This window comes from Nostoc sp. LEGE 12447, assembly GCF_015206985.1.
GTDB lineage: Bacteria > Cyanobacteriota > Cyanobacteriia > Cyanobacteriales > Nostocaceae > Nostoc.
Genome location: NZ_JADEXT010000026.1, coordinates 26,057 through 50,919, shown reverse-complemented (window position 1 = coordinate 50,919; position 24,863 = coordinate 26,057). Strand labels below are relative to the sequence as shown.

16 protein-coding genes are annotated in these 24,863 nt (G+C 39.7%); 12 read left to right on the top strand and 4 right to left on the bottom strand.

What is annotated here, in order from left to right:
- Nucleotides 1-360: 360 nt before the first annotated feature.
- From IQ274_RS23345 to IQ274_RS23325, 5 genes are all read left to right on the top strand, one after another.
- Nucleotides 361-873 (top strand): hypothetical protein, encoded by a 513-nt coding sequence (locus IQ274_RS23345; protein WP_416209847.1) that lies wholly within the window; start codon nucleotides 361-363, stop codon nucleotides 871-873.
- Nucleotides 874-1,417: 544 nt separating this feature from the next.
- A complete protein-coding gene (locus tag IQ274_RS23340) occupies nucleotides 1,418-2,239 on the top strand; it encodes a class I SAM-dependent methyltransferase (protein WP_194143565.1) in 822 nt (273 codons plus the stop codon).
- Nucleotides 2,240-2,246: 7 nt separating this feature from the next.
- The gene (locus tag IQ274_RS23335) at nucleotides 2,247-4,529 is read left to right on the top strand and encodes a filamentous hemagglutinin N-terminal domain-containing protein (RefSeq protein WP_194143564.1); all 2,283 of its coding nucleotides are present in this window, start codon (nucleotides 2,247-2,249) and stop codon (nucleotides 4,527-4,529) included.
- Nucleotides 4,530-4,537: 8 nt separating this feature from the next.
- On the top strand, nucleotides 4,538-6,226 hold the full coding sequence (locus IQ274_RS23330) for a ShlB/FhaC/HecB family hemolysin secretion/activation protein (protein ID WP_194143563.1): 1,689 nt from the start codon (nucleotides 4,538-4,540) through the stop codon (nucleotides 6,224-6,226).
- Nucleotides 6,153-8,705, top strand: coding sequence for a CHAT domain-containing protein (locus tag IQ274_RS23325; protein ID WP_194143562.1), 2,553 nt, complete (start codon nucleotides 6,153-6,155; stop codon nucleotides 8,703-8,705). Before IQ274_RS23330 ends, IQ274_RS23325 begins: the two co-directional genes overlap by 74 nt.
- On the opposite strand, the gene IQ274_RS23320 is transcribed toward IQ274_RS23325, so the two are convergent.
- The gene (locus IQ274_RS23320) at nucleotides 8,672-9,691 is read right to left on the bottom strand and encodes a fibronectin type III domain-containing protein (RefSeq protein WP_194143561.1); all 1,020 of its coding nucleotides are present in this window, start codon (nucleotides 9,689-9,691) and stop codon (nucleotides 8,672-8,674) included. The genes IQ274_RS23325 and IQ274_RS23320 overlap by 34 nt on opposite strands.
- Nucleotides 9,692-9,741: 50 nt before the next feature.
- Complete coding sequence (locus tag IQ274_RS23315; RefSeq protein WP_194143560.1) at nucleotides 9,742-11,607, bottom strand: protein kinase domain-containing protein; 1,866 nt, start codon at nucleotides 11,605-11,607, stop codon at nucleotides 9,742-9,744.
- Between the two features lie 398 nt (nucleotides 11,608-12,005).
- Between IQ274_RS23315 and IQ274_RS23310 the strand changes: the two genes are divergently transcribed.
- The 4 genes from IQ274_RS23310 to IQ274_RS23290 all read left to right on the top strand — a co-directional run bounded on the left by IQ274_RS23310 (nucleotide 12,006) and on the right by IQ274_RS23290 (nucleotide 20,484).
- On the top strand, nucleotides 12,006-13,511 hold the full coding sequence (locus tag IQ274_RS23310) for an NB-ARC domain-containing protein (RefSeq protein ID WP_194143559.1): 1,506 nt from the start codon (nucleotides 12,006-12,008) through the stop codon (nucleotides 13,509-13,511).
- Nucleotides 13,512-14,391: 880 nt separating this feature from the next.
- A complete protein-coding gene (locus IQ274_RS23300) occupies nucleotides 14,392-17,892 on the top strand; it encodes a plasmid replication protein, CyRepA1 family (RefSeq protein ID WP_194143557.1) in 3,501 nt (1,166 codons plus the stop codon).
- Between the two features lie 84 nt (nucleotides 17,893-17,976).
- Complete coding sequence (locus IQ274_RS23295; protein WP_194143556.1) at nucleotides 17,977-18,960, top strand: tyrosine-type recombinase/integrase; 984 nt, start codon at nucleotides 17,977-17,979, stop codon at nucleotides 18,958-18,960.
- 273 nt (nucleotides 18,961-19,233) lie between these two features.
- On the top strand, nucleotides 19,234-20,484 hold the full coding sequence (locus tag IQ274_RS23290; RefSeq protein ID WP_194143555.1) for a tetratricopeptide repeat protein: 1,251 nt from the start codon (nucleotides 19,234-19,236) through the stop codon (nucleotides 20,482-20,484).
- A 124-nt stretch (nucleotides 20,485-20,608) separates the two neighbouring features.
- On the opposite strand, the gene IQ274_RS23285 is transcribed toward IQ274_RS23290, so the two are convergent.
- On the bottom strand, nucleotides 20,609-21,415 hold the full coding sequence (locus IQ274_RS23285; protein WP_194143554.1) for a phosphate/phosphite/phosphonate ABC transporter substrate-binding protein: 807 nt from the start codon (nucleotides 21,413-21,415) through the stop codon (nucleotides 20,609-20,611).
- 89 nt (nucleotides 21,416-21,504) lie between these two features.
- On the bottom strand, nucleotides 21,505-21,669 hold the full coding sequence (locus IQ274_RS23280) for a hypothetical protein (RefSeq protein ID WP_194143553.1): 165 nt from the start codon (nucleotides 21,667-21,669) through the stop codon (nucleotides 21,505-21,507).
- A gap of 1,257 nt (nucleotides 21,670-22,926) precedes the next feature.
- Between IQ274_RS23280 and IQ274_RS23275 the strand changes: the two genes are divergently transcribed.
- From IQ274_RS23275 to IQ274_RS23265, 3 genes are all read left to right on the top strand, one after another.
- On the top strand, nucleotides 22,927-23,622 hold the full coding sequence (locus tag IQ274_RS23275) for a hypothetical protein (RefSeq protein ID WP_194143552.1): 696 nt from the start codon (nucleotides 22,927-22,929) through the stop codon (nucleotides 23,620-23,622).
- A gap of 89 nt (nucleotides 23,623-23,711) precedes the next feature.
- On the top strand, nucleotides 23,712-24,260 hold the full coding sequence (locus IQ274_RS23270; RefSeq protein WP_194143551.1) for a GNAT family N-acetyltransferase: 549 nt from the start codon (nucleotides 23,712-23,714) through the stop codon (nucleotides 24,258-24,260).
- Between the two features lie 21 nt (nucleotides 24,261-24,281).
- Nucleotides 24,282-24,821 (top strand): hypothetical protein, encoded by a 540-nt coding sequence (locus IQ274_RS23265; RefSeq protein WP_163939226.1) that lies wholly within the window; start codon nucleotides 24,282-24,284, stop codon nucleotides 24,819-24,821.
- The last annotated feature ends 42 nt before the right edge of the window (nucleotides 24,822-24,863 follow it).

The following is a 24,863-nucleotide window of genomic DNA, read 5'->3' as shown; positions in this document are numbered from 1 at the left end:
TGTGTCATCATGAAAATAGAGTTTTTTATTTATACCCCCATCCTTCAAATAGGCTGGGGTTTTTCATTGCTTTTTATATTTTGCAGTTTTAAAGCACTACCAAATATGAAACATCTTAAAAAGAAAACCCCCTAAACCTGGAGCCGCCTCAATACCGTTCGCTTAAAACATCTCTTCCCCCTTAAAAGCAGAGGGGAAATAACTTATACAATTATCTCCCCTACTCAAGAGCCTTCACCTCCTCTGCACCTCTGCACCCCGGCTCTTCAGCTTGCCTTTCTGATTGAATAAAAATTAATATATCAAGTTGATTGCTAGTTGTAATATATCTTCGTCACAACAGTGTAGACCCGAATCTGCATGAATCTAAAACTTGCGTGGACAGTAGGACTATTAACAGTAGCGATCGCTATCGCTGGTTTAGCTTCGGTATCTGCCCAGCATCCTTACACAACTCAATCAAAAGAACAAGAGAAAATATTCTTTCCTGCCAGCGAACATCCGAAAACTGGAGTCGGCTGGGAAATCACCACTACCTCTGGTGAAGCAGAGATAGCTCTAGCGCGGCATTTAGCTAATACAGGTGCTAAAGAATATGTCGCGTGGTGGTGTCCTCATTGTCATGAACAGAAGTTACTGTTCGGCAAAGAAGCGTATCAAATAATCAGCGACAGTATTAAGGTGGAGTGCGACAGCAAAGGCATCAATCCACATCCTGACTGGTGCGAAGCCGCGAAAATCCCTGGTTTTCCTACTTGGGTCATCAATGGTCGCCAGTACATAGGTGTGCAAAACCTCAAGGAGCTAGCGAAAGCTTCTGGTTACAAGGGGAACACTAACTTTAAATATGTACATGTATCTAGATTTTTTTAGGGCTGTAGTTCAATGGCGATCGCTTTGCTCCCCTGTGCCAAATCTTCTAGTGCTTCGACAGCCGTCACTTCCACCCTAGCTGAAGCTGAATGTCATCTTGCTTAAGGCATAAGTCACAACAGCAGGTATGGCTTTTTGGGATACTGCTGAGAGTTAATCGGGTTTTTTCAAGATTTTAAAGCTTAAGTTCAATACTATAATCTCGATCTTCACTGGCTAAGATTTTTCTCTTATGAGATTTTTATCTTGTAAAAAGAATAATTTCAGCCCGCTAAGAAATAATGAATACATTAGCAAAGGAAATATTACTCCGTAGCTGGGCATCGGCTCATTCAATTAGGATTTACTATGCATAGTCAAGTTCCTGCTAATGCCTAAGTTATATTACTATTTTACTTGCTAAATTATTTAAGGTATGCAAGACTTTTAGGTATTAATTTTGAAAACAATATTAATAAGTTAATTTATGTAATGTTTTAGCTCTACAAGCATAATATGTAGCCATTCTAAAATCAAATTAATAATAAAAACATTTGAATTTTTTATGAATCAATCAGGTAATAAAAAACTTTCTCAAAAGGATTTTGTTTTGCTATCAGCGCCCTTAATGGCAGCTTATAGAGCAATAGAAAATCAAAGAAATGATCGCCTATTTTACGATCCATTTGCTGCCAAATTAGTCACTCCTGAAGCAGAAGCGATCGCCTTAGAAGACCCAGAAGAAGATGGTAGAGCTTACTTAGCTGTCCGCACACGCTTTTTTGATGATTTTCTACTAAGTTTTGCTCATGTTGCGCCACAAGTAGTTAGCTTGGGTGCTGGAATGGACACCCGTGCTTTTCGCCTGAATTGGACAGAAGGTACAAAATACTACGAAATTGATTACCCAGAAGTTCTGAACTATAAAGACTCAATCTTGAAGGATACGCCTACTACTTGTCATCGGTACTCTATTGCAATTGACCTTACTGATTACTGCTGGGTTCAGCAGCTACTTCAACAAGGATATGACAAAAGCATACCTTCTGTCTGGTTACTGGAAGGATTATTGTATTACTTGAGTGATTCCGAGGTTCATGCTTTGCTCAACACAATCATGGATCTGACAACAACTGGTAGTTGGATTGGTTTAGATTTACTAAACCAATTATGCAAAGAATCTACTTATGATGAATTTTATCACGGGTATTTTCATTCTGGTTTTGATAATCCAGAAGAACTATTAGCTACTTATGGCTGGAAAGCAGAGGTATTACAACCAGGAGAAGAGGGAGCAAACTTTAATCGTTATATCCATCCTTTCCCACCACGCAATCATGAAAACGTAGAGCGTGTTTTCCTCATCAAAGCTAAGAAAATAACTTAAAATTCCTATGAAAAAAATATTAGCTAATTTATTTTTTTTGACAGCCAACGCTTTTTTTATTTTTCAAGTAACAATAAAATCTGCTAATCCTCAAATTGTTCCAGATACATTAAAAATTAACTCACAAGTTACGATAAATGGCGATATTACTACTATTACTGGTGGTTCTCAAGCAGGCAGCAACCTATTCCACAGTTTTAGACAGTTTTCCCTTCCTACCGGAACACAAGCTCACTTTAATAATGCACTAGATATTAATAATATATTAGTTCGAGTTACGGGGCAATTTCCTTCTAGTATTGATGGATTAATTCAAGCCAACGGCACAGCTAATTTATTCTTTATTAACCCCAATGGTATTTCTTTTGGCTCTAATGCTAGCTTAAATATTGGCGGTTCGTTTATAGCCAGTACAGCAAACAGTATTGAATTTGCCGATGGTACTTACTTTGATACTCAACAGACTTCTCAAACCCAAGGTCTACTAACAGTTGCTATTCCGATTGGCTTAAGATTTTCAAATAGACCAGCCAGTATTCTTGTTTCTGGCGATGGGCAAGGGGCAAGAACGGGAGATGACCTTATAGATACTACTTCTGGGCTGCGCGTACAACCAAATCAAACTCTTGCTTTAGTCGGCGGTGATATGGCGCTAACAGGCGCAACAATCAAGACCGCAGGTGGGCGAATTGAATTAGGTAGTGTATCTGAAGAAGGTTTGGTTAACTTAACACCAACAGATAAAGGCTGGGTCTTAGGTTATTCAAATATCAAAACTTTTGGCAGCATTGCATTATCTCAAGCAGCAGTGCTTGATGCTAGTGGTAATGGAGGTGGCGATGTCCGTGTTAATTCTAGAAATTTAGCTTTAACTGGAGGTTCTCAACTTGAAGCCAGCACTTTAGGAACTGAAGTTGGGGGTACTATAGAGGTCAATACAACAGACTCACTAACTATAATGGGAGCGCCTGGATCTGACTTGTTTTTGAACACAACTATTGCAGCAGAAGTTTATGAAGGGGCCACTGGTACAGGCGGCAATATCAACATCCATACTGGCCGCTTACTCCTTGCAGATGAAGGACAAATATCTGCTGGTACATCTGGTATCGGCAATAGTGGTTCTATAGAAATATCAGCTCGTGATATAGAAGTAGTTGGAAAATCTGTAATCACTGACTCACCATTTGGTAGTTCAATAGCTACTGTAGTTGAGCCAGGAGGTTCTGGTATTGGTGGCAATATTAGTATTAATACTGAGAGATTAACCATTCGTGATGGAGGAGCCGTGTCAGTCTCTACCTATAGTCAAGGAAATGGAGGTAACTTGGCTATTAAAGCTTCTGATTCTATCGTTGTAACTGGACAATTGCCAGGGTATGATACTTTGTCAACGAGTAGAATATCAGCCTTAACATGGGGTTCTGGAAACGCAGGCAATATAAGAATAGAAGCTGGGCGGCTATCTCTTCAAGATGGGGCAAGAATAAGTGTTAGCAGTGAGTTACCTTCTGTAGATATTCCTATCGAAAACCCAGGTACAGGAAATGCAGGAAGTCTTCAAATTGATGCTAACAAAGTTGATTTAACGTCCGAAAGCTCCATATCAGCTGCTACATTTGGTGGAGAAGGAGGTAATATATTTTTAACTTCTAATAATTTAATATTGCGTAATAGCTCTATTAATACCAATGCTTTTAATGCTGGGAATAGTGGCAATATCAACGTTGGTACAGATGCATTGGTATTACAAAATAGCAACATTACAGCTAATGCTTTTGAAGGGCAAGGTGGAAATATTAAAATTAATACTCAAGGTTTATTTGTGTCATCAGATAGCAAAGTTACAGCTACTTCAGAAAAGGGAGTTGACGGGACGGTACAAATTAATACTCCACAATTAGACCTTGTAAATTCTGGCATCAAAAGTTCATCTTTTCAAGATAACCTGGTTTTTAATGCCTGTTCTCCAAATTCCCTCGGTTTACCTAACAATCTCTCCATTTCTGGTAGAGGAGGACTTCCCGTTAATCTCGATGATTTATCTACTACTACATTGGGTTTGACAGATCCATCTTCTTCCATTCCTTCTCAACAATTACCTCAATCTGCTCAAACTAATAATACAGAAAATAACACAGAAAATATAGTGGTAGCCCAAGGGTGGCGCAACAACGGCGATGGGACTGTTAGCTTTGTTATTACTCCAGGCCCTACTGACGAGATGGGTGCATACACTTCACCATTGAGATCATCTTGCATTAAGAGAGTACCAGATGTAGAGGGCTAAACAAGAGAGTGAGTTTACATTTACTAGCATCTTTAATCTTGACACAGGCACAAATTGAGCCAGGTAGGATTTATCAACAAAATCCGCCAACCATACAACAAATACCCCAGCTTCCCTCTCCATTAGCTCCAACACCATCACCACTAATACCTCCAGCATCCTCTACCCCCTTGCTTCCTCAAAGGATAATTCAACCGAATAATTTCGTCAAAATCAAAGTTCAAGGTTTTCGTTTTCAAGGGAATACAGTCTTTAATAATCAGGAGTTGGAGAAAGTATTATCAGATTTTGTCGGTCAAGAAATCACTTTTACTGATTTATCAAAAATCAGCGATAAAATTACTGATTATTATGTAGAGCAAGGATATATCAACTCTGGTGCGTACATTGGTGTTGCCGAGAATCAATCTCTCAAGGCTTACAATGCCATAGTTACTGTCTCAATTGTCGAAGGACAGATAGAAAAAATCAATATTGTAGGCGGACAGAGACTACACAATTATATACGTGCCCGTATCCCACAACCAATTCTCAACAATCAACGCTTATTATCAACGTTACAGTTACTTCAACAAGACCCATTAATTGAAAAAATTACTGCTTCATTGAAGGAGGGAGCTAAACCAAGCCAAGCTATTTTGGATATTAATGTGCAGCCCAGACAGGAATTTAATATCAATATTGGTCTAGACAACTACCGCTCTCCAGTCATCGGAACTTTCCAGCGCCGCATTGATATTTCGCACAATAACCTACTGGGATTGGGAGACGGACTCAGCATTAGTTACAGAAATACAGATGGCAGCAATGCGATCGCTCTTGGTTATTCTGTACCTGTCAACTCAAACAATGGTACTATCCGCTTCCTCTACGCCAATATTACTAATAATATTATTGAGCAACCTCTTAATTCCCTAGATATTGTGGCCGATGCATTGGCCTATGAAATTAGTTTTCGCCAACCTTTAATACAACAGGCTTCGGCTAACTCGGCACAAGAATTGGCATTAGGGCTGACTGTTTCGCGGCTAGAAAGCGAATCATCATTGCAAAATACTCCTTTTCCTATCTCGGCGGGCGCAGATGCTTCGGGACGCACAAGGATTTTTGCACTCAGGTTTTTCCAAGACTGGTCAAATCGTAGTCTGACAGAAGCTTTGTTCGCTCGTTCGACCTTGAGTTTAGGGCTAGATGCAATGGATTCTACTATTAATGCCATCCCTCCTGATGGACAATTTTTTAGTTGGGTAGGCGAAGCTTTATGGCTGAAACGTTTAGGCAATAGTAATACTTCTGTTGCTATCCGCTCACGCCTCCAATTGGCGGATAGACCTTTACCAGCTTTTGAGCAAATTAGTCTTGGAGGCATCAGTACTGTCAGAGGTTATAGGCAGGATACTTTTATATCTGACAATGGATTTCTTTTATCTACAGAATTACGCATTCCGGTTTGGGAAACGACTACGCAAGAATTACAGGTCATCCCCTTCATTGACTTTGGCACAAGCTGGAACAATAGTTCTGATACTTTCAGCCCTTCAGGTAGTTTAACCTCTATTGGGCTAGCCCTCCAATATCGCAGCGATCGCTTCAATGCCCGTCTTGATTGGGGCATTCCTCTGAATGAAATTAACTCAAACTCCAACACATGGCAAGAAAATGGCATTTATTTCTCGCTTAATTATCAACTGTTTTAAAAAAATTAAGTACCTATTTCTAAGTTTATTATTTACGCTAATAGTGGTGATTAACCATGAAGTAATACTAGCAGCATCTACACCTAGTTTAGAAATAGCAAAGTCTCTCACACAGCAGGGGTTTTCACAATTGTACGATGGAAAACCAGAAGCTGCATTTAAAGCATGGCAAGCAGCTTATCGAGCCTATGAACAATTAAACAATGAGCAGGGAATGAACAGCAGTTTAATTAATCAAAGTCTGGCGCTGCAAGCACTAGGCTCTTATACTACAGCTTGCCAAGTCCTCACTCAAGCTTTATCTCTAAATAATGGTATTTGCCCTGATTCGCTACAGAAACAAACTAATTTTTCCCAGTCGTCTTATTTAAAGTCAACACTTCATCAAAAGCAAATCACCGAATATTTTCAGCTTATTGGATTTTATAACCTAGCTAACGTGCTTCGGGTTATGGGCGAACCTGAAATTTCCTATGTAATCTTACAAGAATGTTTAACATCGGCAGTACAATTACAAAACAAAAAAATCCAAGAAAACTTATTACTGAATTTAGCTAATACAGAAGTAATACTTTACAATCAAGCCAAAAGTAAATATCAACTTACTGATGACTTTGCTGCCCAAAAAAAGGCAATTATTTTAGCTAAGTCTAAATTTGTTGCCGCCCAAAAAATATACCAGAAACTCAGCAATAGCCAAAGTACAGTTTCTCTACAGGCTAAATTAAATTGGCTAAAGTTACTTTTAGATAGTACATCATCACAATTTTCTCAAGATATACCCATCAATGAGTCTGTTTCGGAAATAATAAATGATATCCTTGCAAAATTAGAGCAATTTAGAACTTTGCCAAAGATTGAGTCAATTTATGGCAAACTTAAATTGTCCCGAAGTTTAATAAACATTACTCAAACTCCTACTTTAAAAGTCAAAGAACTAACCAGTACCAATTTACAATCTGTAGCTTTATCCTTATCAGAGGAGGCATTAACTAATGCTAAAGATTTGAATAATCTTAGAGCGATTGCTTACAGTTATGGTACTCTAGGTAAGATTTACACTACTTATGGAGAGTTATCCAAAGCTGAAAGTTCCTATTATGAAGGGGTGTTATATGCTCAATCAGTACAGGCTTGGGATATCGTCTATCAATGGCAATGGGAATTAGCTCGGCTTTATAAAGTATCTGATAAAATCGAGCGAGCTAATCAATTTTATGCAACTGCTATCAAAAATCTTGATAAAGTGCGTAGCGATATTTTACTGTTTAACTCTGATATTCAATTTGCCTTTGAAGAAAAAGTAGAGCCACTTTACCGCGAATACATATCATTATTACTTAACAATAATATTTCTAATAAAACCTACAATAGGCAAGCTATTAAAATTCAAGAACAACTTAAATTTGCTGAAGTAGAGAATTTCTTACGTTGTGGTAAATTTGCTGAAAACACCCTAGATGCAAGATTGGATCGCGGATTAAAAGATTTGGATTATATTGTTTACCTCATTAAATTAAATGACCGAATAGAGGTGCTTGTTAAAACTTCTCAAGATATCTATCGTCATACAATAGATTTAGATATAATTGGTGAACCTCTGACTAATTTCTTCAATATTATCCAGAACTTAGAATTCGTTGATATTAAAGGTTATAACTTTCTCACCTATTCGCAAGCTGTTTATAAGCTTTTGATTCAACCTATCAAACAATATTTACCCTCATCGGGCAAAATAGGTTTCGTCCTAGATAGTTATTTTCAAAATCTGCCCCTAGATATGTTATATGATGGGCAAGAATATTTATTAGAGAAATACATTATTTCTGTAGGTTCTAGTGCTAAACAATTGCGGCAATCGCTGCTTAAACCAGCTACAACTTTAGCTAGTGGCGTTTCTCAGATTAGCCCCAGTTTCAGTAATCCTATTGTGCCTAGAGATTTACATCCTTTACCTCAAGTCAAATTAGAGATTGATAATATTAAGAAAGCTAATCCCTCTGCCATTACATTACTTGATAGCGAATTTACCCATGAACGATTTAGTAAAGATATTGAAAACAATTCTTTTTGGGCAATCCATTTAAGTAGCCATGCTCAATTTAGCTCGGACATTGAACAAACCTTTGTCTTAGCATGGGATACTCCCCTGATGGTTAATGATTTAAAAACGCTATTACAAAATAAAAGCAATCTTGATTTACTGGTGTTGAGTGCTTGCCAAACTGCCAAAGGTGATAGACGCTCCTTTTTGGGTATTGCTGGCATAGCCGCACAAGCCGGAGCGCGTGGTGTTGTAGCTAGTCTATGGCTAGTTGATGCTGATTCTACTGCTCAACTGATGACTAAATTTTATGAAGGACTCAAATTTGGACTTACTAAAGCTGAAGCATTAAGATCAGCACAACTCAGTTTATTAAAAAGTGACAAATATTTTCACCCATATTATTGGAGCGCATTTATTCTCGTTGGCGGATAACTCGTTTGCTCCTTGACCTTTGTCTGTGCCGCAATCTTTATGCCAGCTTCTGCTAAAGCTAACTCTACAGTATTATTTGCTTGTTGGGCTAATTTCTTAGCTGTTAAATACGCTTCATTAGCTTGTTGAGGGAACTTAGCTATTAAGTAGCGATCACCTAACAATCTATAAATCGTGGGGTTCGTTGAACCTGCTTTAGCTCTAGCATCTAATACTTTTATCGATTCATTGACTAAATTGTGTGACTCATATACTGCATCCATATCAATCGCCAATTCATCAAGCGGCTGTTTAAGGCTTAAAAGAATGTTAATAGTCTGTTTTACTTGTTGTAGTCTTTCATTTGAAGCTAACAATAACAGCGCCGAGCTACTATCTATTACTTGATCGCCCCGCATAGCCACTATCTCTACACTGTATGCTTGCCCTGGCTTCAGTTCTGCAAGATATTGCGGATAGGTTAGGGTTTCGCCCTTGACTTCTAGTTGCCAGTTAATACCTCCGTTTCCTTTGACCTGCACAATGTAGTTGGTAGCTCCCTTTGTTCTAAACCAGGATAATGTCGGTCGTGAGTTGTTGATTACTACACCATACGGTGTAATCTTATTCGGCTTGTTCTCTTCATCCGGCCCTTTAGCGATGACGCAGTTTCTTCCCTGCAAAACGTTACATCCTCTACCTTCGTTCGCTTGTAATGGTAAACAATGTTTACCTACCACATCATTAGGGATGTCTATTATTATCCCTCTTGGGTAACAGAGGATTTTTACCTTCCCACCATTGGCTGTTCTAACTCTATCTTCACTACATAATTTTGTTAAAGGCTTATGGTGAATATCTCCATCTATCACTTTCGCTATTGGTTCGCAAGAGGCTTTAGATTGCCGATTTGCCCTCACTACTTCCTGCCCCCGCACACGACTTACAGTGACGTTTGCTAATATCAATCCTAATATAATGGCTCCAATCTGAATCTTCTTCAACATGGGATTTATATACTTATTTTTCTACAAACTATTTTTTTAAATACTAAAACTTATCTCTTTTTAAATATCCTTTCTATTAATTCTCCTCGCCATTTTTGTACTTCTGGCAACCACGTATCCATCTTTGCCAGTAAGCATATTTCACCGTAACCACTTGCAGAATTTATATCTCCTAACGCTTCTTTCGCTTTCGATAACAAGCAATACACATCAACTCTTTGCGAATCTAAATTAAAGGCTGTTTGCAAATCTTTATCCGCCCCTTGATAATCTTTTTGCATCAGTTTCGCCCAGGCTAAATTTTTATACAATGCTGCTCTTAACTGTTTATCACTAGATGGGGCTTTATTCAATCCTTCTATTGCTAGTTTTTGAGCTTGAGTATAATTTCCTTGCAAATTATTCAACCTAGACAAATTATTCACAGCAATTAACGCCTGCTCCTGACCAGATTTAATTGCTAAGTTATATTGTTCTTGAGCTAAATCATATTTTTCTTGACTTTCATAAAAGTTAGCTAAATTGTAGTGTCCTGTCCAGGAGTTAGGCTCTAGCCTAAAAAGCTGTTGGTAACTTTTATTTACACAATCTATATCTCTCAAAAATTGACAAGCCAATGCTAGATTATTATATGAATCTATGTCATTCGGATTATATTTAGCCGCTAAATTATAATATTTCTTTTCTAATTCTAAATCTTCTTTAACTCTTGCTGCTATATCAAAGTAGAATTTGGAAATTTGATTACTTAATTCCGGGCGAATTTTTACTGCTTGGTCAAATACCTTTTGCGCTTGTTCTGTATTATTTTCCTCCTCTAGCTTTTGCCCTTGTGCTATTAAATTATTTGCATACATTGGTAATCCAACTGTATAACCTAGTAATCCTATCAAACTAACGCTGGCGATCGCTGCACTGAATATGAAAGGTTTCGACTTTGTTATTCTGTAAATCTTACTTTGCCCAGGCAGCTTTTTCAGTCGCCACAAAATAATTCCCGTTGTTTGCGGTCGATGTGCTGGGTTTGGAGCCATCAACTCATCAATAAAATCCGCCAATGGCTTATCTATCTGTGGCGCTTTATGTCTCCAGATCAGTCTCCCCGCATCATGATTTGTCTCTAATTCTCTTAATTTTACTCCCGTTACCAAGCGAACCATAGTTCGACCTAAAGCATAAAAATCCGACTGTGGAACCGCATGACCATGCGCTTGTTCTAGCGGACTGTAATAATGGGAAATTACTTTGGTGATTTCGTAATTACTGATAGTTCTGTCCGTTCCTCCAGTCGAGCTTACTTTGGCTAAATATGTATCTGTTATCTGGCGTGCAGCCCCAAAATCTATTAAATACAATTGTCCATCCGGATCTAAAATTATATTGCTTGGTTTGATGTCTCTATGAAAGAATTCTGTATGATGTACTAAATCTAGTATCGCTACTATTTGTTCCAACCAATCTAGTGCTAACTCTTGTGAAACTGAATGATGAGTTTCTATCCAATCTTCTAAATTTTCCCCTTCAATTTTATCCATGATTAAGCATCGGAATTTGAAGGGGCTGTTCTCTGATTCTACGGTAAAGTAGTCATCATCTCCGTTTGTCTGCGGAATATTTGGATGATCTATTAATTGCAAAGCTAAAACCTCGCGCTCAAATCGCTCCACAGATTGAGGCGAATTCCATTTTAATATCTTCATGACTCGTCGTTTACGCCCAGGACTCCACTGCGTCCCAGAATCCTCTATTTCAAAAATCTCATTTGCCGTGAACGGGTTGCGATCTAATTCTCTTAATGGTTTAACTAGACGGACACGTTCATTGATCACTAAAGATGTACCGCAAGAAGCGCATTTGTCGGCATCATCAAGATTCTGCCGTCGTTCACACAGAGGGTTTATACAGTAACACGACATCTTGTCTTAACTTTTTATTAAAGAATTAGCATTTGAGCAATGTTCCGTTATTGACAACATTATAAAAATATTTCTTATGACTATTGCTTTTATTCACATTTGATGCCTTAAAGTAAAAATTTTTGTGACTTGAAGTCACTTTGCGTTAAAAATTATATTTTTAAATTTTCAAGCTCCTATCAAAACCCTCATAAAATAAGGCTTGAGTAATAGTTGGCTAATCTGGGTGACTTTGTTTTGCATAAAAACACTCATTTAATCTTTTAGGAGATACACTTATAATCTAAAAAGCTGATACTATTATAAGTGACTTAGAGTCATAAGAATTAAATAGCCAGTTGACTTGATTTTACAAACGTTTCTTGCGGAACTCACGTACCAAAAGGAAAACTTCTTTTATGGATTTGAGCATTGAGCATGGGGTAAATTTTCAGAATTCTCTTTCTTCATCATTTTTTACACAAGAGCAACAGTCTCTGGAGTTACTACAGTCTTCCCCAACCGTATCCTTTTACCAAGCTCTAACTGTAGTCAACAATATAATTTTTACTGAAAAAAACCGCTCCTTGACTAAACCTGAGATCGCCGTCCTCAAGGGTGCATGGGAAAACCAAGATTTTTCTGAGATAGGGCAGCAGTCTGGCTATAAGGCTGGCTATTTACAGCGTCGTATAGCTCCTCAACTGTGGAACTTGCTTTCTGAAACAGTAACCAAAGGACAACAGGTCTTAAAGAGGAAAGTACGAACCCTGCTCACAGAAGTTGTTATAAACTATTATCAATCTAATCCCCACCTAGAACTTCCTTTATTTGATAGCCAGTTTATTAAAGGTCAACTTCCTAGCTCTAAACTATCCAATTTTTACGGTAGGCAACAAGAACTCTACCACTTAAAGAAATTAATTAACAACCATCGGTGCATATCTTTAGCAGGTGTCCCTGGGGTTGGTAAAACTGCTTTGTCCGCAAAACTCTTAGCAGAACTTAGCTTAGACTCTACTCAACACTTTGATTTCCTGGTTTGGAAATCAGTAACTCACTCAGTACGCCTTCAAGATTTATTGGGCGAACTAATCGATTTAATTCAACCAGATACTTCTCTCAACTTACCTGAATATACTCAAGCTCTGATTACCGCCTTAATTAAGCATTTACAATCTCATCGTTGTTTACTCGTACTGGATGGTTTTGAAGCTCTGTTTAAAACCTCTAATTTAGAACAAAGATTAGACTATAAAATATTCATGCGTCGGCTGTTAGAGGAAGAGCATAAGAGTTGTGTATTACTGACTTGTCGAGCTTTACCTAATGAAATTCATGCTATGAGCAAAGATGACCGATCTATCCTCTATTTTCGGGTAGACGGTTTAGATACAGATGCTGCTCTAAATTTTTTATCGGATCAAGGTTTAACAAACAAAAACGATTGTCTTGATTTAATTAAAACCTATCGTAGTAATCCCTCAGAATTAGCCACAGTAGTTCAAAAGATTAAACATTTCTTTTCTGGCAGTACAGAAATATTCTTTAAACATAAAACTACTTTTATTACTGATGAGTTTCAATCAATGTTAGATGAAACTTTTGGTGAATCTTTGGAGCAAACCGAACGTTATATTATGATTTACCTAGCTAAAAGTTTATCCCTAGACCCCGCACCGATTAGTTTTAGTGACCTATTAATACATCTCAATTCTTCTAAGAATATATCGGTTTCTACTTCGGCAATTATTAAAGCTTTAGAAAAGTTAGAACAACTATCTTTAATTGAAAGCATTAAAGACCCAAACACTAAAGAAATCGCCTTTACTTTGCAACCTGTAGTCAAAAAATACATTAATACTGATCCCTTGGGTCTAGTACAGCCACAAAAATCTTTCCCCTCATTAGCTAACACATTTTAGAGAAGTATTTATGCTCACAAGAAAAAACAAAAATCTAGCTACTAAAATTTTAACGACAAATAATTATGTAGAGAATTTACTTCAAAAACTGTTTTTTTCTACACAAGTAGCTTTGAATCCAGCCGAGCATTGGTTTGCGCTGCACGAGCCTAAGCAAAAAGTTTTCCCCGCCAATCTGAAGATGAAGTTTTTAACCTACTACTAGGGTTGGCTTGAGAAAAACCCTTATAGAATAGGGTAATTTTATTAAGTTTAACAAAACAGGAGGTAGTATAACTCAGCATTTAAACCTTACTAGATGCGAAAAGAAGCAAAGTTCTGTAAGATCAAGCTTGTTCATGTATAAACCCAAGAATCAAAAATGGAGGAGAAGCTCATACATAAAAATTTAGGCAAAACGCACTAGGGAGTACGCTTTGCCTTAAGGTGAAAAAAACGACATATTTTAGGGCGGGGTTGATCTCGGCTGACAAAGAAAGTGGCACTTAAAGTTTGGCGACTTGAAACCACTGACTTGTCAAAAGATACCCACGCTGCTTTGCTATTGCCATTATACTCTAAAGCAATACGCACGGCCAGCTTTTGCTGACCATTGGTAGTATTTTGACAAAAAATTTATATTTAAGATATGTAAATTTTTGTAAAAGCAGCGTCATAGGCAATTCGCAAAACCCTACAGAAAGCAGCACAAAGCGCGTCTACGCAATTCGCAATTGCAGAGTAATTGAATAATTAATGAATTCAGGCTCTTTTACTCTACTTCGTCTATGAGGAGGAAGTACGGGCGTAAATATAACTGCGAATTGCGAGTTGGTAATTGCGAATTGATTTAATCGACCCCCTCTGAAACTTGACAATAAAGTTATCGGAGGAATCTACCGTGCAAAATAACCAATGCCCAGAAGAGATGGGCGTTGGGGATCAAGTGTTGCCAGGTAACATTTGTGAATACCCCAATTATCTCACTGCCGCCGAGTATCATGAATTAGCGGTGGGCAGCGCCATTCATCCGGCGTTGATTGAGCGCAACTTTTTCCATGTTGAGGGAGAATCAGTTTATGATTTCCTGTTCATATCTGATAAAATCCCACGTAAGAATGCGGGTCGGGTAACAGATGGATACATCAAAATGTATCAGCATCTATTACTGGGTGGGACGTGGATTCAGTCACTTGACCCCTTTAAAAACTGGCAACCGATGGAGTGGGGGCGGATTAAGCCGAACTTCCCTCGCATTGATTGGGAAAAAGGCAAGCCAGTTAAGTACGAATCACCCCCCAAAACCCCCAACCGCGTTACCTATTTTGATGTCGCTAACCCCATCTGGGACAAAGTTGCAAAGCGTTATTTAATTAAGCGCTATCATTCACTTTTAGCATTGCGCTTGCTGGATCAACTCAATCCACTAATATTTTGGGAGTGGGTGAAACAGCATCCAGAGATTCCTATTATCTTATGCGAAGGGGAGAAGAAAGCCGCTTGCTTGCTGAGTCTGGGGTTTGTAGCGATCGCGCTTCCGGGAATTTGGAACGGGCGCGTCGGAAGACGGGATTTTGATGAACGGTTGCATCCAGATTTAATGCCCTTGGCACAACCGGGACGCAATTTCATAATTCTTTTTGACCACGAAACTTCTTCTAAAACCAGGTGGTCGGTGTTTCAAGCCACTGTCCGCACTGCAAAGGCAATCGAATCGGCAGGTTGTGAATGTGAAGTTGCATTACTGCCGGGGCCAGAAAAAGGCGTTGATGATTTTGTGGTTGGTCGCGGTGAAAATGCTGATGCTCTACTGACTGCGATCGTAGACGATGCCAAATCACTTGCCGATTACCAACGCTCGTATCGGGCTAAAAAATGGGGACTAAGTAAATACAAACCAGATGTCACTATTAATATCAAGTATCTCTCTGAGGCTTTGTGCATTCCTGAACTTGAAGAAAAATGCTTGAGAGTGCCTGAGCTTTATGATCTTGAAAAGGAACAACTTTTCACGCCATCTATAAAAGGACATCAAAGAAACAAGGAGTCTACGGATTCTGGCGGAGTTGATTCAGACAAATCGAAGAAATCCCCTACCTTCAATTTCCCAAAATCAGGACTAGTCGTACTCTGGAGCGACATGGGCACTGGTAAAACTGAACTTATGCGCTGGTGGCGTGACCAAAATCCTGATGCCAGATTCCTCAACAATGGACATCGGGTTAACTTGTTGAAAAATCTTGCCGAACGCTTGCGGACGGCGATGTATTCCGACTTGGGTTACACAGGTTTAGCCCAGGCTCAAGCTCTTAGTATTACTATTGACAGCTTGCACAAACTCAATACTCAGTCTCTCACCTACGGCTGCATATTTATAGATGAAGCCTGCCAATACCTTACCCACCTACTGCACAGTAATACTTGCAAACAACATCGCGCCGCCATTTTGGAGGTACTGGAATATATAGTATACAATGCGCCACTGGTCGTCATCGCTGATGCACACATGGATGATTTAACGGTAAACTTCTTTCTTGCAATGCGACCAAAAGGTGAAGTCCCGTACATTATCAAAAACGAATGGCGAAACGGTTCACGCACAATTTATTGGTACGAGGGGGATAATTCTAGCGCCCTAGTCGCCCAAATCTCGGCAGCGCTGATGCTTGGAGAAAAAGTTATGGTTGCCAGTGACAGTAAGCGTTTCATCAAAAAACTCGACAAATCCTTTACTATCAAATGCGAAGAATCAGCGGATTCTGAACAATCACATACACCTCAAAAATGGCGCATTTGGTCGGTTCATTCCGATAATTCTGGCAGTGATGAGAATGTCGCTTTCATCAAAGATATCACCAACGCCGTCAAAAACTTTGATGCCTTGTTCACCTCTCCCAGTCTCGGTACTGGTGTCGATATTTCCCAGTATCATTTTGACTTAGTATTTGGTGTGTTTCACGGCGTTTCCCAAACTGCTACTGAATGCGCCCAGCAACTGTACCGTTATCGTCCAAAAGTCCCGTTTCATATTTGGGTGGCTCCGCGTCCTCCCTTTGGTTACAAGGATACAAACGCATCCAAGATTAAAGAGCGCTTGCTCCAAACCAATGAAATGACCGCTTTTCTGTTGCGAATTGACAGAGAAACGGGTAAGCGGGGAGCGGAGAAAGATTGGGCGCTTGAGGCTTACTGCCAAATTATGGCTAACCGCCACTATTCTCTGAATAATCTGCGCGATGATTTGCGATCGCTCCTCACCGAAATGGGCAATACATTTATATATGTGGGCAGTGATTCAGATCCTCAATCTCTTGAAAGTCTTAAAGCAGCAGCACAAGCTTTGGATCGTGCCCACAATTCGGCTGTTGCCAAGGCCAAGAATATTACTTTGAGCGAGTACCGTGCCCGTCAGAGCAAAGATTACCTTGACCCTAATGAAATTTTTGAATGCGAAAAATTCCGCATTTCTGATTCTTACGGCATCGAAGTAACCGAATCACTCGTAGAAATGGATAAAGGTGGTCGCTTAATTAGAGCCCTAGCTGGACTTGAGGCAATTTTAGCCCCACCCGAAGAATCGTTTACTGACCCCAAAACTGGGCAAAGTTATCCTACCCCACCAACAATTGTCACCCAAAAAGACCGCACCGAGCGCGACAATCTACCTTTGTGCATCGACTGGGGCAATTACTCGGCACGGTGGCTGGCTAGATTTAACCTGGGACTGCATCAAATTCTCACTTCTTTAATGAAGGGTGATGAAGTTACCGCCGATGACCCCACTTTGCTCAAGATGACGGAGATCGCTAAAAACTGCGCTGCTCACGTCAAAGCAATTCTTGGGTTTACTATTCCCCTAGACTGTAAACCTATTTGGTTGCTAGGCACTCTTATAGAGCAGCTGGGGCTAAAGCTGACTTTCCGCAAGCAAGGTAAACGGGGTCAACAGGTGAAACTTTTCTCTTTATCTAAAGAGGAATTAGAATTTGCAATGCATGTGATTGCTCATCGCGTGGAAAAGCGTAATCAAAAAGAAAATCGAACCTATTATGCTGCTCAAACCCCTGCTGCGTATAGTGTAAACCCCAATCAGCAGGCCGTATCCACACCCCCCCCTAATGCTATAGGGAACTCCCATTGCCAAGGGGAGGATACTACCGAATTTGAGTCGCCCCCAACCGATCGCATTACGCTACTCCACTGCGTAGAAATACTTCGCTCTGGTATTAAGCAGGGGGTTGACGCGATTAAAGGCATCCTTAAGCGATGGGTTGAGGATTTGCGCTGGGAGACGGTGCTGGAACTTGAAGCGATCGCCGCAAATGAACTGCGACTTGTGGAAGCTCAAGTTCCTGAATTTTACAGCTTGCTAAGTGAAGAGGTGTTGCCGATGGAGGGATAAGAAAGAGCGATCGCCTTAGCACGCAATTATGAGACAATTACTTATCAGAATCTTGCTTATAAGAATGAACGTTCCGATAAGTAAATGCATCAAACCCTTGAAAACAGCACACCTTCTCCTCTCGCTCTGCCTTCTCCCATCCCGCTAATCGAACATCCCGCTGCCGTCTATTTGGCAACCCTTTCCCCTGGTTCCCGCCCCACAATGCGCCAAGCTCTCAATGCGATCGCGCAATTGTTAACCAACTCGAGTTGTGATGCGATGACCCTGAACTGGGCAGCACTGCGTTACAAACATACGGCAGCAGTCCGCTCTGTGTTGAGCGAAAAATATGCACCAGCTTATGTCAACAAAGTGCTGTGTGCTTTGCGGCGAGTTTTAAAAGAAGCCTTGCGGTTAGAGATAATGGATGCTGTTGATTTTGCTCGTGCTGTAGACATTCCCAACGTTAAAGTCACCAAGCAATTGCGGGGACGTGTCCTCACGGCAGAAGAAATCGCCCAATTGATGCAAACCTGCTTTGATGACCCTACCCCCACTGGTTACAGAGATGCTGCAATATTTGCAATACTCCGTGGATCTGGAGTCCGCCGCTCTGAAGTTGTGAATTTAGACTTGAGCAACCTTGACCTGAATACTGGGGCAATAGAAGTGCGCGGTGGCAAAGGTGGTAAAGACCGGACTGTGTACTTACCCGATGCTGCTCTTACTGTCGTCTTGGACTGGTTATCGCTTCGAGACTACGAGGCAGGCCCCTTGCTGTGTCATGTCAACAGAGGCTCAAGGATAGTACGACGACGGCTTACCTCTCAAGCAGTGCTGTTCATCTTGCAAAAACGTGGTTTAGAGGCGGGAGTAACTAATTTCTCCGCTCACGATTTCCGTAGAACTTTCATCTCCGATCTGCTCGATGCTGGTGAAGATATTTCTACAGTTCAAAGGTTAGCTGGACACGCTCACAGTGACCAGACTGCCAGATATGACCGTCGAGGTGAAGAAACTAAACGCCGTGCTGTCCAAAAGTTGATTATTCCAGGTTCGCGTCAAAATTCAAGGGGGCTTCACTAGTTCAACAGGCACGCTCACACAATTTATTGAACTTTAGCTAGATAACCTTGATGCAATTGGTGGTGATGATTTAGATAAGGTCGATGAAAGATTGAGACTCGATAAGTAATACTTTTACAAAAATTAATACGGTAAGTTTATCAATTTGCAGTAGTTAAAACTTGCAGTTTTGTGGAGGCTGTGACATACTTTTGGTCATAGTACATTATTTCGATAGGTTTACCGGGGTTTAAAATATCCTCCATAAATCTTGCTGCAAGGAATTAATTAATCATGCTTAAAGATGCACAAGGACTGGTAGTGACGACAGATTCAGCCCAGGCGATCGCAGCTATTAACCGTTTCATTGATCAAGCGCTTTGTTATGGTCAAGATGCAGAAACAGCGATTTTCCAAGCAATTGAGGCTGATCCAACTTGTGCTTTAGCTCATGCTTATGCAGCGGCTTATTATCTTACCCAAGAAAACAGCAAAGCTTGGCAGCAAGTGCAACCATATTTGCAAGTAGCACAACGGAATTTAGCCAAGATTACTGACAGAGAAAAATTATATGTGCAGGCAATTTTAGCTTGGGCAAATCAAGAGATTGATTTAGCGATCAGTTTTCATGAAGAGATTACCAACAAATTTCCCCGTGATTTAATATCAGTCCAGCAGGGGCAGTATCACTATTTTTATACAGGCAACAAAGAAAAATTACTAAAAATAGCCCAGAAAGTTTTACCTAGCAATCCCCAACAAGATTATTTATATGGCATGGTAGCTTTTGGCTTAGAACAATGTCACCTTCTTAAAGCAGCAGAAAAAATGGCACGTCAGGCGATCGCCTTAAATAGATATGATCCCTGGGCGCACCATGCTTTAGCTCATGTAATGGAAACTCAAGGAAGAGTCAATGAGGGTATAGCTTGGATGGAGAGTTTTGCAGACACTTGGGAAAATTGCAATTCTATGCTTTATAGCCACAACTGGTGGCATATTGCACTGTATTATTTGGAGCAAGAAAACTACCAAAAAGTTGTTTCACTATACGATACCCAAATTTGGGAACGTGCAAATAAACAATCTCCCAAAGACCAAGTAGGGGCAATTTCACTATTATTACGCCTGGAATTACGTGGGGTAAATGTCGGAAACCGTTGGCAAAGTATCATTCCTTATCTTTACAGCCGTATTGATGAACACGCTTTAGCATTCCAAGATTTGCATTATGTCTATGCCCTTGCTAAAGCCGGACATACTGGTTGGGTAAACCAGATGCTTCAGAGTATGCAGTATCATGCCTTGAATATCAATCCCTTCTTGCAAAGGAGTTGGTTAGAAGTAGCAATTCCGGCAGCTAGAGGTATGGTAGCTCATGCCAAAGGTGACTTTAACACCGCTGTTACCGAACTCAAATTGGTTTTACCACGCTTGCATGAGATTGGAGGGAGTCATGCACAGCGAGTTTTATTTGAGCAAATTTATCATGATGCTGTGTTATGGACACAAAAGCAGAGTTGGGTTTATGGCATTACCGCCTGATATAAAAGTTATGGTGTTGCTGAATTCAGCAAGGCTGTTTTTCTTCTCTTCCCTCAAAGCTTGAATCAATAAAAGTTTCAGAACCTTGCTTCGATTATTCTTTCCCAAGAGTGAGAAAACAGGGTTAACTAGACAAACTGACAAAAGAGCGTTCGCAGTAAATCTGGTTGAGTACCCGATAATTTTCTAGCTTCACTGCGGCAAAACGTCTAATACCAAATTGTTCCATAACTCCTTGCAACTCTGCATCTGGTTGGAGTAAGCTAATCAGCATTTTCTGAATTAAAGGGATACTTAGACGCTGTGCTACAACCAATGGTGGCATAGGAGAAGGGCCGATCACTTCCAGCACACGCAAATGCTGTGATAATTCTGGAATATCGCGTAATTCTTGTTCTAACACTACACTGTCAATGGCTGCACAATCCGCCAGCCCCTCAACTACCCAGCGAATTGAACGTTGATGAAAACCTGATTCTATAGTTTTTCCAAAGAAATTTTGCGGATATTTTTCTTGACTTAACCAGTGACGAAGTAAATTATAACCACTGTTAGAACCAGGGTCGTTATAGCAAAATGTTTTCCCTGACAAATCGGCAAATTTTTTGATATTACTATCAGCCTTGACAATTACATCTGCATAGTAAATAGGACTGTTGCCATACCGGGATGCCTGCATTACAGGTGCAACCAATGTCTGCAATTGGTCTATAACTTCTTGACTGTAACGAATTAGTGGTAATCCACAAATAAAAGCTAGGTCTATTTGGTCTTGAAATAATAGAGGGTCTTGGAGGGGATCGCATTCACCTTGATGTAGTTGGATTTCTACTTGTAAAACACGACCCAAATAAGCTGTGATCGCCTGATATAATCCGAACCAATTAGGAGCTAAGTAGGATACAGCCCGTAAGCTTGTTAATATAGTCATTCTTGTTTTAAAACAGTATTTTTCTAGAAAACTTGAGTTAACTTCCGCCCAGAGCCGAATGGCACGCTTGTTAATCGCAAAGCCTTGATCTAACAAGATTTTTGAGTGTGGGGAGTGTGGGGGGTAAGACTTCTTCCCCGTCCTCCCACACCTCCCACACCCTGCCAGCAAGGAGGTTTCAGCTTAACAAGCGTGCCATTCCGCCCAGAATCATTCATATATAAAAATTCCAGACTAGCAAAACTCAGCAGCATAATTCGTAAAACAGTCGTATGAACATTAATATGCCAGCCACCACAGCCGTTTTTACACAAATGTTCAGGCTTTTAATCCTTTCTACAAAGAATGATAATTTCCGCTATTATTGTTTTGGATACTAATGTTTTGGGCTAATGTCATTGTGATTTCTCCTGTTAACAGAGAATCTAAAAAACAGTAATTCTATAGGCTTAGTGTAGATTATATTCTATATTCTCTAATTTCGCAAAAATACAAGACTTCCAATTTGATTTTTGCCACAATTCATCTTACCTCTATCTCTTCTTTCTCTGGAGTTAAATATCTTGGCTTTTGGGCGAACACTTCATGCAAGTCAATTTTCCCGATTTGGGTAGTAAGGCACTTACCCGCTCATAAAGATACGAAAGTAAGATCCACCAGATCCACGGCACACAACAAGCAATTAAGAACACGGCTGGTATCTTTTTTTGTGGTTCCCCCTAAAAATACACCTTTAAAAGAAAAACCTAAAAATCGGTGAAAAAAATAAACTGAAAATGACTTTATAGTTAACAAGTAATAAAACCGGATAAAGAGCATACTCCTAACAGTTCACTACAGAAATATTACAGGTGTAGGTTTGGGTTAAAGAAAACGGGCAAAGGTGCTTATTTTAAGAAACTTGTACAAAATTCTTCCCTGCTTCTGTTGCTTTCATACCAAATCAAGCTTATCGGAATAGCCCGCTATTTAATCGCTATCACGCCATAAAACTATAGAGTCATTTTCAGTTTATTTTTTGAGAGTGGTTTGATTCCTCTATAAAAAATTCTTCAAAAAACGGACGGGTAAAACTTGCTCCCCAAAAACTCAAACTTTTTTCCGATGCGTTTGGACACTAATTATTTAAAACTGACAACTAATTATTTAATGGACACCAGGGCTTAAAAGCAGGGGCAACTTTTAGAGACGTATGCGTAGCAAGATCCCCGTAGGGGTACAGACTGACTGTACTGGATGCAATTATTGCTTTCTTACTCAGCAATCTAACTAGGTACTCAGCACTGTTTCGATGAGCAAAAATTAGATAAAGCAATCCTGCAAGTGTTTAAGCCTGAGATAATTTTTGATTGCCAATGGTAGCCGTTGGCAGTAGCATCTCTTCATAAAAGCCATCGCTTGAAAAATGCGCTGATGCATTTGGCGATGATAACATCAAGGTAATTCATCATGATGAATTACACGATTTAATAGGCGTGGCCAGTCCCAGTTTACCTAGATGACACCTGAACATGAGCAATACAGGGCGTAAAAAAAAATTAGCATCTTTCAACTGCGATCAAAGAAAGTGGGAGCAGTTTATCGCCTGTTGCAACTCGAAAGACACAACAGCAACAGCCACGCTGCTCGAATTTATCGATCTCTACTTAGGCGATTCCCAAGATAAGGTTGATGCAATAAGTGGTAACGATTTAGACGAACGCCTAGATTCAAAGATTAAGGCAAGTATAGAGAATTACTTAGTTAAGAGTAATAAAAATCACAGTAGTTCTACTAATGAAATGATAAGAGCTATTTGCGAAAGACTTGATAAGCTCGAGTCAGAGTTTTCAAATGAATCTAATAGCAATCAAACTACAGCAATTGATAATCTCGCCAATTTAGAACAAAAAGTGGAGAAGATGTATGCCCGAATGACACAGTTGGCTGAGGCGATCATTAAAATTCAAGACTATCTCAACAACCAACAAAAGCGGGGACAGAAATCGCACTACAATAATTCATCATTCAAAGTGCATACTCCCAGAATGCAACCGTTAACTGAAGAAGGTTTGGCCAAGAGGCTTGGTGTAAGTGAAGAAAGTGTACGCAAGGAGCGAATTAAACTCCCCCCACCGCTTTTTGTAGCATGGTGTAAGGGCAAAGATAGATCCGGTATTGGGTGGGAATTTAACGAAAATACGGGATTTTATCATCCGGTAAGTTAGTAATTTTATTCTTTTCAAGAATTTCGGAATTTACACTGACTCGCCCGCCGAATAGAGTGATTGCAGATAATGACAATTAGGAGCTTTAGGTGCAGCGAAAAATCGAATTAAAAAGGGGTTTTGATAATACAACTGTTGAAGCATATTTGGTTGATTTAGAACAAAGACATGTTGATGATTATGTTAATGAGTGGGTCGAAAAACTAAGGTTATTTAGTCAAGAAGATAAATACTGGGACTGGGTATTTAAATTAAGATATATTGGCAATCAACAAAATCTTGAAGGTTACGCAGTTGAGTGCGAAAACAAAACTCAAGGATTGATGATAATAGAAACACAAATGCACGGTTCTCGGTTGAATATTGGTAAGAGGTTAGTTTATATTGATGGCATTGCCACTGCCCCCATTAACCGAATCGAGATTCAACGCCCACCTCAATTCAAAGGTGTTGGTCAAGCACTGTTAAATTTCGCAATAATTAGAAGTGTTGAGTTAGGGTATGAAGGTAGAGTTGGGTTGCATTCCTTACCAAGGTCTGAAGGATTTTACGAAAAACAAAACATGTTGAACTGCGGTTCGGAAGAAGAATATGAGAATTTAGTTTACTTTGAGTATGGTGTATTGAGACGAAGATAAAGTTCGAGCGGGTAAAAATTTATGAATCATCAACAGCAAAAGGATAATTTTGAGGCAAACGAGTCAATAACAACCCAAGAAGCTATAGATTTACTTTTTGGTGAAGGATGGCTCGAAGAGGCTGTTTGCATCGAAGATGAAGCAAATTGCACTATTGGCGCTGGTTTGGATTGGGGTAATGCATTACCACCTTTAATGCTCAACCTTCCTTTATTTGGCCGCCTATCAACGCTGCGTGTATCTCTCAACCGCGAAGTCAGGCTAATAATTGAAACATGGGATTTAGGTATAGGTACAACTTCTGCAACAGAAACTGCAAGGGCACGCATTAAAGAGCGGTTGCTATCCCCTTCGTCTGAGCTAATACCTCACTTGGAAGCTACTTTGTTGCAAGATGATTTATACAATGAAGAGTTTATATCTAACCGAGAAGCTCTAAAATCCTTACTTGCAGTAGTTCTTACTGATTCTGATAGAGAAGAAATTGCAGAGAAGGCTGCGAATTCAATACGCACACAAGTTATGTCTAAAGTGGATTTTTCCGGAAAACTTTCTGCGTAAATATAATCACAATAATATCGTGTCAAATTAAATAGTGCATTT

Bases quoted from the DNA above. Each gene is read 5' to 3' on its own strand.
- IQ274_RS23320 (WP_194143561.1), bottom strand. From the start codon at position 9,691: ATGTTGAAGAAGATTCAGATTGGAGCCATTATATTAGGATTGATATTA.
- IQ274_RS23310 (WP_194143559.1), top strand. From the start codon at position 12,006: ATGGATTTGAGCATTGAGCATGGGGTAAATTTTCAGAATTCTCTTTCT.
- IQ274_RS23265 (WP_163939226.1), top strand. From the start codon at position 24,282: ATGAATCATCAACAGCAAAAGGATAATTTTGAGGCAAACGAGTCAATA.
- IQ274_RS23345 (WP_416209847.1), top strand. From the start codon at position 361: ATGAATCTAAAACTTGCGTGGACAGTAGGACTATTAACAGTAGCGATC.
- IQ274_RS23295 (WP_194143556.1), top strand. From the start codon at position 17,977: ATGCATCAAACCCTTGAAAACAGCACACCTTCTCCTCTCGCTCTGCCT.
- IQ274_RS23290 (WP_194143555.1), top strand. From the start codon at position 19,234: ATGCTTAAAGATGCACAAGGACTGGTAGTGACGACAGATTCAGCCCAG.
- IQ274_RS23315 (WP_194143560.1), bottom strand. From the start codon at position 11,607: ATGTCGTGTTACTGTATAAACCCTCTGTGTGAACGACGGCAGAATCTT.
- IQ274_RS23280 (WP_194143553.1), bottom strand. From the start codon at position 21,669: ATGCTGCTGAGTTTTGCTAGTCTGGAATTTTTATATATGAATGATTCT.
- IQ274_RS23335 (WP_194143564.1), top strand. From the start codon at position 2,247: ATGAAAAAAATATTAGCTAATTTATTTTTTTTGACAGCCAACGCTTTT.
- IQ274_RS23285 (WP_194143554.1), bottom strand. From the start codon at position 21,415: ATGACTATATTAACAAGCTTACGGGCTGTATCCTACTTAGCTCCTAAT.
- IQ274_RS23275 (WP_194143552.1), top strand. From the start codon at position 22,927: ATGAGCAATACAGGGCGTAAAAAAAAATTAGCATCTTTCAACTGCGAT.
- IQ274_RS23325 (WP_194143562.1), top strand. From the start codon at position 6,153: ATGAAATTAACTCAAACTCCAACACATGGCAAGAAAATGGCATTTATT.
- IQ274_RS23340 (WP_194143565.1), top strand. From the start codon at position 1,418: ATGAATCAATCAGGTAATAAAAAACTTTCTCAAAAGGATTTTGTTTTG.